At 67.3% G+C, this 13066-nt stretch carries 15 protein-coding genes; 9 read left to right on the top strand and 6 right to left on the bottom strand.

Annotation, left to right across the window (positions count from 1 at the left end):
• Window positions 1–49 precede the first annotated feature (49 nt).
• The 3 genes from argC to HZ321_RS21820 form a co-directional block, all read right to left on the bottom strand.
• On the bottom strand, window positions 50–1000 hold the full coding sequence (argC, locus tag HZ321_RS06095) for an N-acetyl-gamma-glutamyl-phosphate reductase (protein WP_181701185.1): 951 nt from the start codon (window positions 998–1000) through the stop codon (window positions 50–52).
• A gap of 100 nt (window positions 1001–1100) precedes the next feature.
• A complete protein-coding gene (locus HZ321_RS06090) occupies window positions 1101–1526 on the bottom strand; it encodes a metallopeptidase family protein (RefSeq protein WP_181701760.1) in 426 nt (141 codons plus the stop codon).
• Window positions 1527–1556: 30 nt separating this feature from the next.
• Window positions 1557–1679: a hypothetical protein gene (locus tag HZ321_RS21820; RefSeq protein WP_280514456.1), complete on the bottom strand. Its 123-nt coding sequence runs from the start codon at window positions 1677–1679 to the stop codon at window positions 1557–1559.
• Between the two features lie 123 nt (window positions 1680–1802).
• On the opposite strand from HZ321_RS21820, the gene thpR reads away from it, so the two are divergent.
• Both thpR and HZ321_RS06080 read left to right on the top strand, forming a co-directional pair.
• Window positions 1803–2342 (top strand): RNA 2',3'-cyclic phosphodiesterase, encoded by a 540-nt coding sequence (thpR, locus tag HZ321_RS06085; RefSeq protein WP_181701184.1) that lies wholly within the window; start codon window positions 1803–1805, stop codon window positions 2340–2342.
• Window positions 2343–2482: 140 nt separating this feature from the next.
• Complete coding sequence (locus tag HZ321_RS06080; RefSeq protein ID WP_181701182.1) at window positions 2483–3190, top strand: DUF1013 domain-containing protein; 708 nt, start codon at window positions 2483–2485, stop codon at window positions 3188–3190.
• A 99-nt stretch (window positions 3191–3289) separates the two neighbouring features.
• On the opposite strand, the gene HZ321_RS06075 is transcribed toward HZ321_RS06080, so the two are convergent.
• Complete coding sequence (locus HZ321_RS06075) at window positions 3290–5185, bottom strand: propionyl-CoA synthetase (RefSeq protein WP_181701181.1); 1896 nt, start codon at window positions 5183–5185, stop codon at window positions 3290–3292.
• A gap of 182 nt (window positions 5186–5367) precedes the next feature.
• Here HZ321_RS06075 and HZ321_RS06070 point away from each other — a divergent pair, with 182 nt between their 5' ends.
• The gene (locus HZ321_RS06070) at window positions 5368–6159 is read left to right on the top strand and encodes a sulfite exporter TauE/SafE family protein (protein ID WP_181701180.1); all 792 of its coding nucleotides are present in this window, start codon (window positions 5368–5370) and stop codon (window positions 6157–6159) included.
• Window positions 6160–6212: 53 nt separating this feature from the next.
• Window positions 6213–7391, top strand: coding sequence for an OpgC family protein (locus tag HZ321_RS06065; protein ID WP_181701178.1), 1179 nt, complete (start codon window positions 6213–6215; stop codon window positions 7389–7391).
• A 149-nt stretch (window positions 7392–7540) separates the two neighbouring features.
• Here the strand turns inward: HZ321_RS06065 and HZ321_RS06060 are convergent, their stop codons facing one another.
• Both HZ321_RS06060 and HZ321_RS06055 read right to left on the bottom strand, forming a co-directional pair.
• The gene (locus HZ321_RS06060) at window positions 7541–7726 is read right to left on the bottom strand and encodes a YdcH family protein (RefSeq protein ID WP_181701175.1); all 186 of its coding nucleotides are present in this window, start codon (window positions 7724–7726) and stop codon (window positions 7541–7543) included.
• 709 nt (window positions 7727–8435) lie between these two features.
• Complete coding sequence (locus HZ321_RS06055) at window positions 8436–9152, bottom strand: hypothetical protein (RefSeq protein WP_181701174.1); 717 nt, start codon at window positions 9150–9152, stop codon at window positions 8436–8438.
• Window positions 9153–9579: 427 nt separating this feature from the next.
• Here HZ321_RS06055 and HZ321_RS06050 point away from each other — a divergent pair, with 427 nt between their 5' ends.
• The 5 genes from HZ321_RS06050 (at window position 9580) to HZ321_RS06030 (ending at window position 12988) form a co-directional block, all read left to right on the top strand.
• Window positions 9580–9786 carry a YdcH family protein gene (locus HZ321_RS06050; RefSeq protein WP_181701172.1) on the top strand — a complete coding sequence of 69 codons (207 nt, stop codon included), beginning with the start codon at window positions 9580–9582 and terminating at the stop codon, window positions 9784–9786.
• A gap of 114 nt (window positions 9787–9900) precedes the next feature.
• Window positions 9901–10407 carry a 5-(carboxyamino)imidazole ribonucleotide mutase gene (purE, locus tag HZ321_RS06045; protein ID WP_181701170.1) on the top strand — a complete coding sequence of 169 codons (507 nt, stop codon included), beginning with the start codon at window positions 9901–9903 and terminating at the stop codon, window positions 10405–10407.
• Window positions 10397–11485 carry a 5-(carboxyamino)imidazole ribonucleotide synthase gene (locus tag HZ321_RS06040; RefSeq protein WP_181701168.1) on the top strand — a complete coding sequence of 363 codons (1089 nt, stop codon included), beginning with the start codon at window positions 10397–10399 and terminating at the stop codon, window positions 11483–11485. Before purE ends, HZ321_RS06040 begins: the two co-directional genes overlap by 11 nt.
• A gap of 231 nt (window positions 11486–11716) precedes the next feature.
• Window positions 11717–11944 carry a 30S ribosomal protein S21 gene (rpsU, locus tag HZ321_RS06035; protein WP_181701166.1) on the top strand — a complete coding sequence of 76 codons (228 nt, stop codon included), beginning with the start codon at window positions 11717–11719 and terminating at the stop codon, window positions 11942–11944.
• A gap of 198 nt (window positions 11945–12142) precedes the next feature.
• Complete coding sequence (locus tag HZ321_RS06030; protein ID WP_181701164.1) at window positions 12143–12988, top strand: tetratricopeptide repeat protein; 846 nt, start codon at window positions 12143–12145, stop codon at window positions 12986–12988.
• Window positions 12989–13066: the final 78 nt, after the last annotated feature.

Genomic DNA, 13066 nt, shown 5'->3' with positions numbered 1-13066 from the left:
GCTGAAGTCCTTCCGACTTTGCGCGCCAAAGGTCAAGAGAGAAGGGCGATCAGGCCGCCATCACCAGCCCGGTCGTCTCGTCCCGACCGAGCATCAGGTTGAGGTTCTGCACCGCCGCGCCGGACGCGCCCTTGCCGAGGTTGTCATAGACGGCCACCAGCAACGCCTGCTCACGGTCGTCGTTGCCGAAGACGTGGATGCGCATGCGGTTGGTGTCGTTGAAGATGCGCGGGTCGAGAGTCGGGATGCGGTCCACTGTCTCGTAGGGCGCGACCGAGAGGAAGGTTTCGCCGTCGTAGCGGTCGGCGAGCACGTCGAAGAGCTGCTTGGCCTTCGGCCGACCGGGCAGGCTCCAGAGCTGCAACGGAACGAAGGTCAACATGCCTTGCGCGAAGGCGCCGACGGCCGGCTGGAACAGCGGATCGTGGTCCAGCTTGGCGTAAGCACGCATTTCCGGCAGATGCTTGTGCTTCAGGGTAAGCGCGTAGGGCATGAACGGCGCCGGATCCTCGGCGGCCTCGTAGTCCTCGATCATCTTCCGGCCGCCGCCGGAATAGCCGGAGAGGGCGTTGAGCGTCACCGGGGTGCCGGCGGGGAGCAGGCCGGTTTCGACCAGCGGGCGGACGGTGGCGATCAGGCCCTGCGGATAGCAGCCCGGATTGGCCACGAACCGCGCCTCGGCGATGGCTGAGCTCTGGGTGCGCGTCATCTCGGGAAAGCCGTAGGCCCAGCCCTCCTTCACCCGATGGGCGGAGGAGGCGTCGATGACGCGCGTCTGCGGGTTCTCGATCAGCGAGACGGCTTCGATCGCCGCCTCGTCCGGCAGGCAGAGGATGGCGACGTCGGCGTCGTTGAGCAGGCGGCGGCGCTCGGCGGCATCCTTGCGCTTCTCCGGCGCGATGGAGAGCAGCTCCACGTCGGAACGGCCTTCCAGCCGCTCACGGATCTGCAAGCCGGTGGTGCCGGCTTCGCCGTCGATGAAGATCCTGGCCGTGGTCATGCGTCGATCCTGCCGGAAGCGGGGCGCGATCGGCCCCGAAGTCGCGCGCTCATAGCACCAACGCACGGCGCTGTCATGAAGCTCCCGCGCTGTTGATCGCTCAGCCGGCGGCCGCCTCGATCGCGTCGATGTCCTCGTCGGAGAGGCCGAAGTGATGGCCGATCTCGTGCACCAGCACGTGGGTCACCACGTCGCCCAGCGTCTCCTCGTGCTCGGCCCAGTAGTCCAGGATCGGGCGGCGGTAGAGCCAGATCCGGTTGGGCATCCGCCCCGTCTGCGGCACGGCGAGGTCGTGGGCGAGGCCGACGCCCTGGAACAGGCCGAGAAGGTCGAAGGGACTTTCGAGTTCCAGCTCATCAAGGGCGCGATCCTCCGGGAAGTCGTCGACGCGGATCTCGATCGTGCCGGTGAGGTCGCGGAAGGCCTGCGGAAGCTCGGCGTAGGCCTTGGCAGCTAGCGCCTCGAAATCCTCCAGGTCCGGGGCCCTGGTGCGGTGCCAGCGATCGATGCGGGTGGTGTCGGGCATGTCCATGGCGACGTTCCGGCTCCTGTTTCGTCAGAAATAGGTGACGCCGAGCCAGACGAGAAGCCCGGCTACCGCGATCAGCGACAGGACGCGGGCGATCCGCCGTCCGGCGATCTCGATCGGATCCTTGGCATCGTTCTCGTCGTTCACCATCCAACCACTCCCGGTCGTTGTCCCCAGCCGCGCGACGGCCAGGCGTTGGCGAGGGACTTGCATCGGTTTCCGGCAGCGCCCAAACTTCCCCTCGACGGCCACTCGCGAATCCGGAGGTCGCCCATGACGAGACTGTTCACCGCGCTCGAGATCCCCTCCAACGTGGCCATGCATCTCTCGCTGCTCAAGGGCGGTCTGCCCGGAGCTCGCTGGATCGATCCCGAAAACTATCACGTCACGCTGCGCTTCATCGGCGATATCGACGGCCGAACGGCCGACGAGGTCGCCCATGCGCTCGACCGGGTCTACCGGCCGCCGTTCAAGCTGACGCTGTCGGGGCTGGACTGCTTTGTTTCCGGCAAGACGCCGCATTCGCTCTACGCCCGGGTGGAGCCGACGCCGTCGGTGCTGGAGCTCCAGGCCGAGCACGAGCGCATCCTGCAGCGGATCGGCCTGCCGGCGGAGGGGCGGCGCTACATCCCGCACGTGACGATCGCCCGGCTGCGCGGCGCCTCGTCCGCCGACGTGGCCCGTTGGCTCGCCATGCACGGGGATTTCCGGGGCCCCTCCTTCGAGGTGGACCGCTTCGTGCTGTTCTCGTCGCGCAACTCCGTCGGCGGCGGGCCCTACCTGGTGGAGGAGGCCTATCCGCTGGCGGCGTGAAGCGGTGCCGATTCCGGGCCACTTCCCGAATTGCGCAGCGGTCAGCAAATCTGTATAAGCGCGCCATCCCCAGGATCGCCGGAGCGAGACGAGGGCCGCGGACCTGAACCCCCGCGGACCAGACGAAGAGGATTTGCGAAATGTCCACCACGCCGCTGATGCCCAAGGCGACCGCCGTGTGGCTCGTGGAGAACACGGCCCTGTCGTTCGAGCAGATCGCACAGTTCTGCCGGCTTCACCCGCTCGAGGTGAAGGCGATCGCGGACGGCGAGTCCGCGCAGGGCATCAAGGGCCTCGATCCGATCCTCACCGGCCAGCTGACCCGCGAGGAGATCGAGAAGGCCGAGAAGAACCTGGAGCACCGGCTGAAGCTCGCCGACCCCAAGGTGCGGGTGCCCGAGGCCAAGCGCCGGGGGCCGCGCTACACGCCGGTGTCGCGCCGCCAGGATCGTCCCAATGCCATCCTCTGGCTGGTGCGCAACCATCCGGAACTGAAGGACGCGCAGATCATGCGGCTGGTCGGCACGACCAAGTCGACGATCGCGCAGATCCGCGACCGCACCCACTGGAACTCCAACAACCTGTCACCGATGGATCCCGTGACCCTCGGCCTCTGCTCGCAGATCGAGCTGGACATGGAAGTGGAGAAGGCCGCCAAGGCCAATCCGGAGAAGGTGCTGGAGCCGGCGCCGACGCTCATCCCCGTGGAAGAGACGACCTCGGAGGACGCGCTCGCCACCTTCCGCGCCCCGCGCAAGGAAGAGGAAGAGCGGATCGACGCGGACAGCGTCTTCGCCAACTTCTCCTCGAAGCGCTCCCAGGACGACGACGAGGACGACGGCCGCTGAGCGGCCGCCCGTCCGCGTTCCGTCGCGACCCGGGCTGCCCGGCCGTCATGCACGGTGCGAGGGAGCCGGACAGGCGTCCGGCTCGTCTCGGCAGCAGGATCACCCGACGACCCGTCCCGTCACCGCCGTCCTGATTTCGTCCAGGATGGACGGATCGTCGATGGTCGCCGGCATGCGGAAGTCCTCGCCGTCGGCGATCTGGCGCATGGTGCCGCGCAGGATCTTGCCGGAGCGGGTCTTCGGCAAGCGGTCGACCACCACCGCGGTCTTGAAGGCGGCGACGGGGCCGATCTTGTCGCGGACGAGCGTGACCAGCTCCTTCTCGATCGCCGCGGCCTCCTTGGTCACTCCCGCCTTCAGCACCACGAAGCCGCATGGCGCCTGGCCCTTCAGCGCGTCGACGACACCGATGACGGCGCATTCCGCCACGTCGGGGTGGCTCGCCAGCACCTCCTCCATCGCGCCTGTCGAGAGGCGATGGCCGGCGACATTGATGATGTCGTCGGTGCGGCTCATGATGAAGAGATAACCGTCGTCGTCCATCATGCCGGCGTCGGCCGTCTTGTAGTAGCCGGGGAACTCCTCCAGGTAGGCCTTGCGGAAGCGGTCGTCGGCGTTCCAGAGCGTCGGCAGGCAGGATGGCGGCAGCGGCAACTTGACCACGATATTGCCGAGCTTTCCGTTGGGCACGGGGTGTCCGGCGTCGTCCAGCACCTGGACGTCGTAGCCGGGCATCGGCACCGTCGGCGAGCCGTGCTTGATCGGCAGGAGGCCGAGGCCGACCGGATTACCGGCGATCGCCCAGCCCGTTTCCGTCTGCCACCAGTGGTCGACCACGGGCACGCCGAGCTTTTCCTCCGCCCACTTCACGGTATCCGGGTCGGCGCGCTCGCCGGCCAGGAACAGCGTGCGCAGGCTGGAGCGATCGTATTTCGCCAGGAAGGTGCCGTTCGGGTCCTCCTTCTTGATGGCGCGGAAGGCGGTCGGGGCGGTGAAGAGCGCGGCGATCCTGTATTCCTCCACCATGCGCCAGAAGGCGCCGGCGTCGGGCGTTCCGACCGGCTTGCCCTCGTAGACGACCGTGGTCGCGCCGATCAGCAGCGGGGCGTAGACGATGTAGCTGTGGCCGACCACCCAGCCGACGTCGGAGGCCGCCCAGAACACCTCGCCCGGCTTGATGTCGTAGATCGCCGACATCGACCAGCGCAGCGCTACCATGTGCCCGCCGGTGTCGCGGAAGACGCCTTTGGGCTGGCCCGTGGTGCCGGAGGTGTAGAGGATGTAGGCGGGATCGGTGGCGGCCACCTCTTCGCAGGGGACGTGCCGGCCGGCGGCTGCGTCGGCCGCCGCGCCGAGGTCGACGTCGCGGCCCGGCTGGAGGGCGGCCGTCACCTGCGGGCGCTGGAACACCAGCACCTTGTCCGGCTTGTGGGCGGAGAAGCCGATCGCCTCGTCGAGCAGCGGCTTGTAGGCGATGATGCGGTTGGGTTCGATGCCGCAGGAGGCGGCGATCACGGCCGTCGGCTTGGCGTCCTCGATGCGGGTGGCGAGCTCGCGGGAGGCGAAGCCGCCGAAGACCACCGAATGGATTGCGCCGATGCGGGCGCAGGCGAGCATGGCCATCACCGATTCCGGGATCATCGGCATGTAGACGATCACCCGGTCGCCCTTCTTCACCCCCTCGTCCTTGAGGACGGCCGCAATGGCCTCGACCCGGGCGAGCAGCTCGGCATAGCTGTAGCGCGCCTTGGTGCCGGTCACCGGGCTGTCGTAGATCAGCGCGGTGCGGTCGCCGTGGCCGGCGACGACATGCCGGTCCAGGCAGTTCCAGGCGGTGTTGCAGGTGGCGCCGGAGAACCAGCGGCCGTAGACGCCTTCGTCGGGCGCGAAGACGCGGGACGCGGGCTTGATCCAATCGATGTCCCTGGCGGCGTCGGCCCAGAAGCCCTCCGGATTGGACTTCCAGCGTGCGTAGACCTCGCGGTAACGGCTCATCCTCGTCCTCCTCCCAGGAAACACGGATTTTGCCGGGAGTTTTCCGCCCCCGGACGCGGCAATGCAAGCGATCGGCGCTCACACTTTCGGTGTGAGACTTTCGGCGGTCAGGGAAACGGCGTAGGAAGGCGAGCCGGTCCCGCCGGTCCCGCCGCGTCTTCAGTCCAGGCCCTCAGCCCGTCATGCTCTCCGATCCCCTGTTCTATGCGGCCGCGATCCCCGCGGTGGCGCTGACTGGCCTGTCCAAGGGCGGCTTCGGCGGTGCGTTCGGCTTTGCGGCCGTGCCGCTGATGGCGCTCGTCATCTCGCCGGTGCAGGCGGCCGGGCTGATGCTGCCGATCCTCGTCATCATGGACGTAGTGGGCGTCACCGCCTACCGGCGCACCTTCGACCGGCGCACCGTCCTGCAGCTGCTGCCCGGCGGGCTGATCGGCACCGGGATCGGCTGGGCAACGGCGTCGCTCGTGTCCGACGACGCGGTGCGGCTCCTGGTGGGGCTGATCGCCTTCATCTTTCTCGCCCGGCTGTGGTGGTTCAACCTCAGGGCCCGGCGACGGGCTGCCGCGTCGCAGGCCGAGCCGCCGCCGGCCCGTCCCAATGCCGCGAGTGCCACCTTCTGGGGTACGCTGGCCGGCTACACCAGTTTCGTGGCGCACGCCGGAGGCCCGCCGTTTCAGACCTACGTGATCCCGCTTCGGCTTTCCCCGGTGCTCTATGCCGGCACGTCGGCGATCTTCTTTGCCATCATCAACGCCGTGAAGCTGATCCCCTACGCCGAACTCGGCCAGTTCGGCACGGAGACCCTGACCGCTGTGGCGTTGCTGGCGCCTGTTGCGATCGCCTCGACCTATGTCGGCGTGAAGCTTGTGCACATCATCGACGAGCGGCTCTTCTACCGGGTTCTATCCGTGTCGATTTTCCTTATTGCCGTCAAATTGATATACGACTCTGTCGTAAGCTTGACCGCGTCGTGACCTGAAGCCGCGCACGGCCAGAGACAAAAGACAAGAACACGGGGGGTCGCCCAATGGCGGTCAAGAGTCTCGGTGCGCGGGATCACCGCATCGATATCCTGCGCGGTCTCGCGCTGATCTCGATTTTCATCAACCACGTCCCGGGCAATGTCCTGGAGCCGATGACACACAAGAACTTCGGCCTCAGCGACTCCGCCGAAACCTTCGTGCTGCTGGCCGGGATCGCGGCCGCCTTCGCCTATTTTCCGCGGTTCGCGCAAGGGGCGCGCCTGCTTTCCATGGCCAAGGTGGTGAAGCGAGCCGGAACGCTCTATGTCGCCCATCTCGCCTCGATCGTGGTCGGGCTCGGGATCATGTCGTTCGGGGCTGTCCGGCTCGGCGCGCCGGATCTCCTGGAGACGATCAACATCGCCCCGCTGCTGGCCGAGCCCGCCAAGGGGCTGATCGGGCTTGCGACGATGACGCACCAGATCGGCTACCACAACATCCTGCCGATGTACGTGTGCCTGCTGCTGTTCCTGCCGGTGTTGATGTGGCTGGCCAGCCGAAGCCTCGGCCTGATGTTGGCCACCTCGGTCGTGATCTACTTCGCCACCAACGTCTACGGCTGGAACGTGCCGAACTACCCGACCGAGGGCGGCTGGTTCTTCAACCCGTTCGCCTGGCAGATCCTGTTCGCGATCGGCTTCTTCGTCGGCGCGCGCGTGCTGGCGGGGCAGACGCCGGTGCCCTATTCGCGCCCGCTGTTCTGGGTGGCCGTCGCCTATCTCATCGGCGCTGGCCTCTATCATCGCTACAATCTCTACGGCCTGATCCCGGAAGTGCCGCTGTTGCCGCACAACATCCAGATCAACGAGAAGCCCTGGGTGGCGCTTGGGCGGCTGACGCACGTCCTGTCGCTGGCCTACGTGGTCGGACACAGCCCGCTGATGGGGTGGCTGCGGTCGGTATCGACCGCCAACCCGCTGGCGCTGATCGGCCGCCACGCGCTGGTGGTGTTCTGGGTGGGGACGGCGTTGTCGATGACGGGGCAGGTGGTGATGCGGGTGTTCGCGCCCTCCGTCACCGCCCAGGTGGGGCTGCTCGCCGCGGGCATCCTGATCCAGGTCGCGATCGCGTGGGGGCTCGACTGGGCCGTCCGCGCCGAGAAGAGCCATCGCACCGGTATGGCGGCTCCCGCTCCCGCGGATCCGGTCCGCGAGGTCGCACCGACAACCGCGCCAGCCCTCTGAAGTCGCAGGGCGCGGCTCAAACGCAAGAACGCCCCGGGCGCGAGGTCCGAGGCGTTCGGTGATGTGCTTCCCTTTGAAAGCAGCACGTCGATCCGTGCCGGCATCCGCCGGCTACCCGCCGCCGTGGCGTTTGCGGGCCTCTCCGGTCGTCAGTGCAGTGAAGCGGGTTCTCCCACGACTAGGCGTGCGATCTCGTCCTTGAGATGAAGTTTCCGTCGCTTGAGCTCTTTGACCTGGATCGGGTCCACACTGGGGTGTTGCGACGCCTCTTCGAGTTGCCGCTCCAGTGCGGCATGACGACGTTCAAGCTCAGCTATGTGCGACTGGATCGACATCTGGAACCTCCTTCCGTTGATCGCATGTCCAACGTGACAATGATGTCACGGAAATGAGATGGAGTCGACACGGAAGGCGTTCAAGGCGCAACTTTCAAAATAATCCACAAGCAGCACGGTAAGAATATTTCAATAATTTGAGCAATCGCAGAAGGCTCCGGGCGGTGGATGCCGCCGGGCAGGAACGCGCTGCTACCTCCGGATCGGCTCCCCGCGGGCGCGGTGCGCACCTGGGCGCGTTGCGGGCGAAAGGGTAGCCGACACGGTCATGGTGCCATGCGGCCGACCGGTTTGGTAGCCTCCGTAAGCTGCAATCCCACGCAACAAGGACGGAGCATCGAGCGACCGGGCCGGTGCAAACAAATCGGCAACCCTGGAGCGCGATCGGCTTGAGACGGTGGTTCTACCTTCGCTACTTTGACGAGGCCTGCCGCAATCGAACGGCGTCACTGGCGCCTTTTCGTCTCCATGTCCTTCGATCGCCACGAACGCTTTGCTGGAGACCAGCGGGCAGGTCGTCTCGGCGGGGCGCGAGCGGCTCCGTGTGCTGGCGCCGGGAGCCGACGCGCAGTTCGGCGAGGCCATCGAGGCGCTCTTCATGGGGAGGCTGACGGCGGCGCGATCGGAGGCGATCCCGGGCCGGGAGGGGCTTGCGCCCGCTATCCCCGGCAAGTGGGTCGCCGGCGCGTCGGCCGAAGCCAGCCGAACGTCAGGCTCGGGCCGGATTTCTGCGCCGCCAGGCGAGGAAGCTCAGAAGGAGCGCTCCGACAGCTGATGCTCCCGTACCCATTTCAGGTCCTGGCACTGCAACCGGCTCGGCGACGCCGGCGAAACGGGCGATGCCCAGACCCCCGAACGGCTGACTGACGGTGAAGGAGGTCACCCCCGAGCCGCCGGACCAGCCGAAGAAGGTTCCCGAGCCCTGGGTCATCTGCGATGTCGCATTCGCTGTCAGGGCCTCGCCCGTTGAGAGCATGAGCTTCACAGGAGCCGTGTAGAACGTGAGTCCGCCGGGTACGCCCTGAGAGATCGGCGCGATCAGAAATGAGAAGGCCTTCATCGGCGCACTGAAGTTGAATGTGAAACTTTGCGGACTGGCGCCCCCGGACCCGAACTGGTTACTCCCTGTCGACCAAAGCTGCCAAACGCTGCCGGCGTATCCGCCGAGCCAACGATCGCTCGCCCAACCGTCGAACGGGACGGCAAAGATCCAACGTGGGATGTTCGACGACACCGTTCCGCCACCGGATAGCGTGACGGTCTGCTTTGCCGAGCCGATCGCTCCGAAACCGTTCGTGACCTGCGCCTGCGGATTGGCGGCTGTCCAAGCCGCCCTGTCGTTGGTGAGCGTCGCCGCGGCCCATGATCCTTGCGATCCGGAGAGCAAAACAGCTGCGGCAAGCAGTATTTGACAACGAGTTTTCATAAGGAGCCTCGAAGACCGCAAAGGGCTGAAATGAGAACTAAAGCGCAAGCCAAGCCTTTGCATGCCCAGTTCTCGGTATGGCTTCCCGTGTCGAGCCTCTTCGGGGGGCGGGCCCCGCGTCGCTCAGGTCTGACCGGCATCACCCGTTTGGGGGTTGCGGCCGCTCCAACCGCGTCGCAGCGTCGCCCCGTTCGGCCGACTGTCCTGCCTGCGGAACGGCTCCACCTTGCCGGCAGCCCGGACACCCGGCCGAACTCTCGACCGCCTCCTTGAAGCGACCTTGCTCCCATCGGGGGGAGGTCGCTTCTCTTCTTCCCCCATGAAAAGGGCCGCGGCTTCTGCTATAGAAGGGCGATTGACCACGGTCGGGAACGCGAGGCCGGCGGTTCCCGCGGGGGTAGGGCGTGTTCGCAGGGGTAGGCGGCGTATGACCGAGCACGATGAGCAGGCGGTGCGCGTGGAATTGGCGCGCCTCAGGCAGGAACACCGGGATCTCGACGCTGCGATCTCGGCCATGGTGACGCTCGGTACCAACGACACCATCCAGATCCAGCGGCTGAAGAAGCGCAAGCTGGTGCTGAAGGACCGCATCCAGTTCCTGGAAGACCAGATCGTCCCCGACATCATCGCCTGAGCGGCCGGGCCCTGCGGCCTGCGGGCTTGCCAAGCCGGCGTGCTGCGTCTAGGCACCGACCTGCGTGCCGTCGCGCCCGACGGCCCCCTCTCCTCACCGGGACCTGAAGCGCCCATGACCGCGACAGAGACACCGCCTCCGCCCGTCGCCATCATCATGGGGAGCCAGTCCGACTGGGCCACCATGAAACACGCCGCCGACACGCTCGACGCGCTCGGCGTCGCGCATGCCGCGCAGATCGTGTCGGCGCACCGGACGCCGGACCGACTGGTCGCCTTCGCCAAGGGCGCCAAGGCGGCCGGGTTCAAGGTGATCATCGCCGGCGCTGGCGGCGCGGCGCACCTGCCGGGCATGACGGCGGCGATGACGCCGCTGCCGGTGCTCGGCGTACCCGTGGAAAGCCACGCGCTCAAGGGCGTCGACAGCCTCCATTCCATCGTTCAGATGCCCGGCGGCATACCCGTCGGCACGCTGGCGATCGGCAAGGCGGGCGCGATCAACGCCGCGCTGCTGGCCGCGGCCGTGCTCGCCCTTTCCGACGAGGCGCTCGCTGGCCGGCTCGACGCCTGGCGCGCGGCGCAGACCGCCGCCGTCGCGGAGGTGCCCGTCGATGGCGCGTGATCCGCTGCCCCCCGGCTCCACCATCGGCATTCTCGGCGGCGGCCAACTCGGCCGCATGGTGGCGCTCGCCGCCGCGCGGCTGGGCTTCCACGTCCACGTTTACTGCCCGGACCCGTCGAGCCCGGCCTTCGAGGTCGCCGGCGCGCACACGATCGCGGCCTACGAGGATGCCGAGGCGCTCGACAGGTTCGCTGGTCTCGTCGACGTCGTCACCTACGAGTTCGAGAACGTGCCGGCCCGCACGGCCGAGATTCTCGGTCTGCGCCAGCCGCTCTACCCCGATGCGCGGGCGCTCTCCACCACGCAGGATCGCGTTTTCGAGAAGACCTTCCTCCGGGAGGCCGGTGTCGACGTCGCCCCGTTCGCCGCGGTCGACAGCGCGGACGATCTGGAAGCCGCGATCGCGGTGACCGGGCTGCCGGCGATCCTGAAGACGCGGCGCTTCGGCTACGACGGCAAGGGCCAGGCCAAGGTGGCGACGATCGAGGAGGCGCGCGCCGCCTTCAGGCACTTCGCCTCGCCCGCGATCCTGGAGGGGTTCGTGCCCTTCGCCGTAGAGGTCTCGGCCATTGTCGTGCGGGGGATCGGTAGGGAAACGCTGGTCTACGAGATCGGCGAGAACCGGCACGAGCACCACATCCTGAAGGAGACGACGATCCCGGCGGGCATCGGTGCGGAGACCCGCGCGGCGGCGCGCGATCTCGGCCGGCGGATTGCCGAGGCGCTCGACTACGTCGGGGTGCTCGGGGTGGAGATGTTCGTGGTGCGCGATGGGGCCGGCGAGCGGCTGGTCGTCAACGAACTGGCGCCGCGGGTGCACAATTCCGGGCACTGGACGGAGGACGGGGCGGTCACCTCGCAGTTCGAGAACCACGTCCGGGCGATCGCCGGCTGGCCGCTCGGCGCGGTTGACCGCATCGGCGACGTCAGCATGGTCAACCTGATCGGCGACGAGGCGCACGACTACGCCGCGATCGTTTCCGATCCGCAGGCTCGGCTGCATCTCTACGGGAAGGCGGCGGCGCGGCCGGGCCGCAAGATGGGGCACGTGAACCGGGTCACGCCCTTCGCGCGCTGAACGGCGGACTCCGGTCATGACAGGCGGATTTTCGTCCGCGTGCGGTGGACAGCGGCGCGGTCTTTTGCTAGACACCCACCACTCGTGCGGTGGCATCACCGCGGCGGAGGCTGAGGCGCCTCCCCAAGATCACAGTTTCGATTGTCGCTTCAGGTGATCGACCATCCGGACGGCCAAGCCGCCCCTGGACACGGACACCGCTTGAAGAGACGGGCTACGGGAAGATCACGCGTGCAGGTACTCGTTCGCGACAACAACGTCGACCAGGCTCTCAAGGCGCTCAAGAAGAAGATGCAGCGTGAGGGCATCTTCCGCGAGATGAAGCTTCGCGGCCACTATGAGAAGCCGTCCGAGAAGAAGGCGCGCGAAAAGGCGGAAGCCGTTCGCCGGTCGCGCAAGCTGGCCCGCAAGCGCGCCCAGCGCGAAGGCCTGCTGACCGTCAAGGGCCGCGCCCGCTGATCGCGGCGCCCCGACACGGCTTCGACACCACGCTTTCTGCGAGACGACGAGAGGCGGCCCCTGCGGTCGTCTCTTTTGTCGTGTCTGCACCTATGCGATGAATGCACCCTTTCGTAGCCGGCGGCGGTCGAATCATCTGCCGGTATTGGTCTGCACGCGTCGTGGGGCCGCGGCGCCTGGAACGAGGAGATGCTGGCAATGACGTCGACCCAGGTATCTGTGCGGGGCGCCGCCATCCGAACGGCCGCCCTCGCCGTTGCGCTCGGCCTGGCGGCCTGCCAGAGCGGCGGTTCGCCCTCCAGCCTCGACACGGTGCCCGCCGATCCGAGCGCGGGGTCGGAAGCCAACATCGGCTCGCTGACAGCGGTGATCCAGCGCAATCCGCAGGACGCGGGCGCCTACAACGTGCGCGGCACGGCGTTCGGTCAGGCCGGACGTCTGGAGGAGGCGGTCGCCGACTTCACCACGGCGATCCAGCTCAATCCCCAGTTCCATCAGGCCTACGCCAACCGGGCGCTGGTCTATCGGCGGCTGCAGCGGAACCAGCAGGCCCTCAACGACTACAACCAGGCGCTCCAGCTCAACCCGTCCTATGCACCTGCCTATCTCGGTCGCGGCACGCTCTACCGCCAGGCCGGCCAGCCGCAGGTGGCGCTGGAGGACTTCAACAGCGCGATCCGGCTCAACACGTCCGATCCGTTCGGCTACTACAACCGCGGCCTGATCTATCAGGCGCAAGGCGACCATGTCCGCGCCATCGCCGACTTCGACGTCGCCATCGCGCTCAATCCGAATGCCTCCGAGCCCTACTATTCGCGGGGCAACAGCCGGCTTGCGATCGGGTCGGACAATGATGCGCTGACCGATTTCGCCGCCGCGGTCAATCGCAACAAGAATTCCGCGCCGTTCTGGACGGGTCTCGGGATCGCGCAGATCCGCACCGGCGACGTGTCCAGCGGGCGCAACTCGATCACGCGCGCCACGGTGCTGGACCCCAGCTACCAGCCTGCGCGCGAGGCCCTCAGGACCACCCCGGTGAGCTGAAGACCAGGCAGGGATCGTCCGATACGATCGACTCCGGTTCGTTCGAAGTCGACGTCGTGGCCGTTCCGGGTCTGGAAA

The organism is Chthonobacter albigriseus (genome assembly GCF_013839445.1).
In the GTDB taxonomy this organism is placed as follows: Bacteria; Pseudomonadota; Alphaproteobacteria; order Rhizobiales; family Pleomorphomonadaceae; genus Chthonobacter; species Chthonobacter albigriseus.
Note: the sequence above shows the minus strand (reverse complement) of the source record. Positions and strands in the feature narration are given on the sequence as shown.

Coding starts and splice junctions, on each gene's coding strand:
- HZ321_RS06070 (WP_181701180.1), top strand. CDS start 5,368: ATGCTCTCCGATCCCCTGTTCTATGCGGCCGCGATCCCCGCGGTGGCG.
- HZ321_RS06030 (WP_181701164.1), top strand. CDS start 12,143: ATGACGTCGACCCAGGTATCTGTGCGGGGCGCCGCCATCCGAACGGCC.
- HZ321_RS06075 (WP_181701181.1), bottom strand. CDS start 5,185: ATGAGCCGTTACCGCGAGGTCTACGCACGCTGGAAGTCCAATCCGGAG.
- HZ321_RS06090 (WP_181701760.1), bottom strand. CDS start 1,526: ATGCCCGACACCACCCGCATCGATCGCTGGCACCGCACCAGGGCCCCG.
- HZ321_RS06065 (WP_181701178.1), top strand. CDS start 6,213: ATGGCGGTCAAGAGTCTCGGTGCGCGGGATCACCGCATCGATATCCTG.
- HZ321_RS06040 (WP_181701168.1), top strand. CDS start 10,397: ATGGCGCGTGATCCGCTGCCCCCCGGCTCCACCATCGGCATTCTCGGC.
- HZ321_RS06055 (WP_181701174.1), bottom strand. CDS start 9,152: ATGAAAACTCGTTGTCAAATACTGCTTGCCGCAGCTGTTTTGCTCTCC.
- HZ321_RS06080 (WP_181701182.1), top strand. CDS start 2,483: ATGTCCACCACGCCGCTGATGCCCAAGGCGACCGCCGTGTGGCTCGTG.
- HZ321_RS06050 (WP_181701172.1), top strand. CDS start 9,580: ATGACCGAGCACGATGAGCAGGCGGTGCGCGTGGAATTGGCGCGCCTC.
- HZ321_RS21820 (WP_280514456.1), bottom strand. CDS start 1,679: ATGGTGAACGACGAGAACGATGCCAAGGATCCGATCGAGATCGCCGGA.
- thpR (WP_181701184.1), top strand. CDS start 1,803: ATGACGAGACTGTTCACCGCGCTCGAGATCCCCTCCAACGTGGCCATG.
- purE (WP_181701170.1), top strand. CDS start 9,901: ATGACCGCGACAGAGACACCGCCTCCGCCCGTCGCCATCATCATGGGG.
- argC (WP_181701185.1), bottom strand. CDS start 1,000: ATGACCACGGCCAGGATCTTCATCGACGGCGAAGCCGGCACCACCGGC.
- HZ321_RS06060 (WP_181701175.1), bottom strand. CDS start 7,726: ATGTCGATCCAGTCGCACATAGCTGAGCTTGAACGTCGTCATGCCGCA.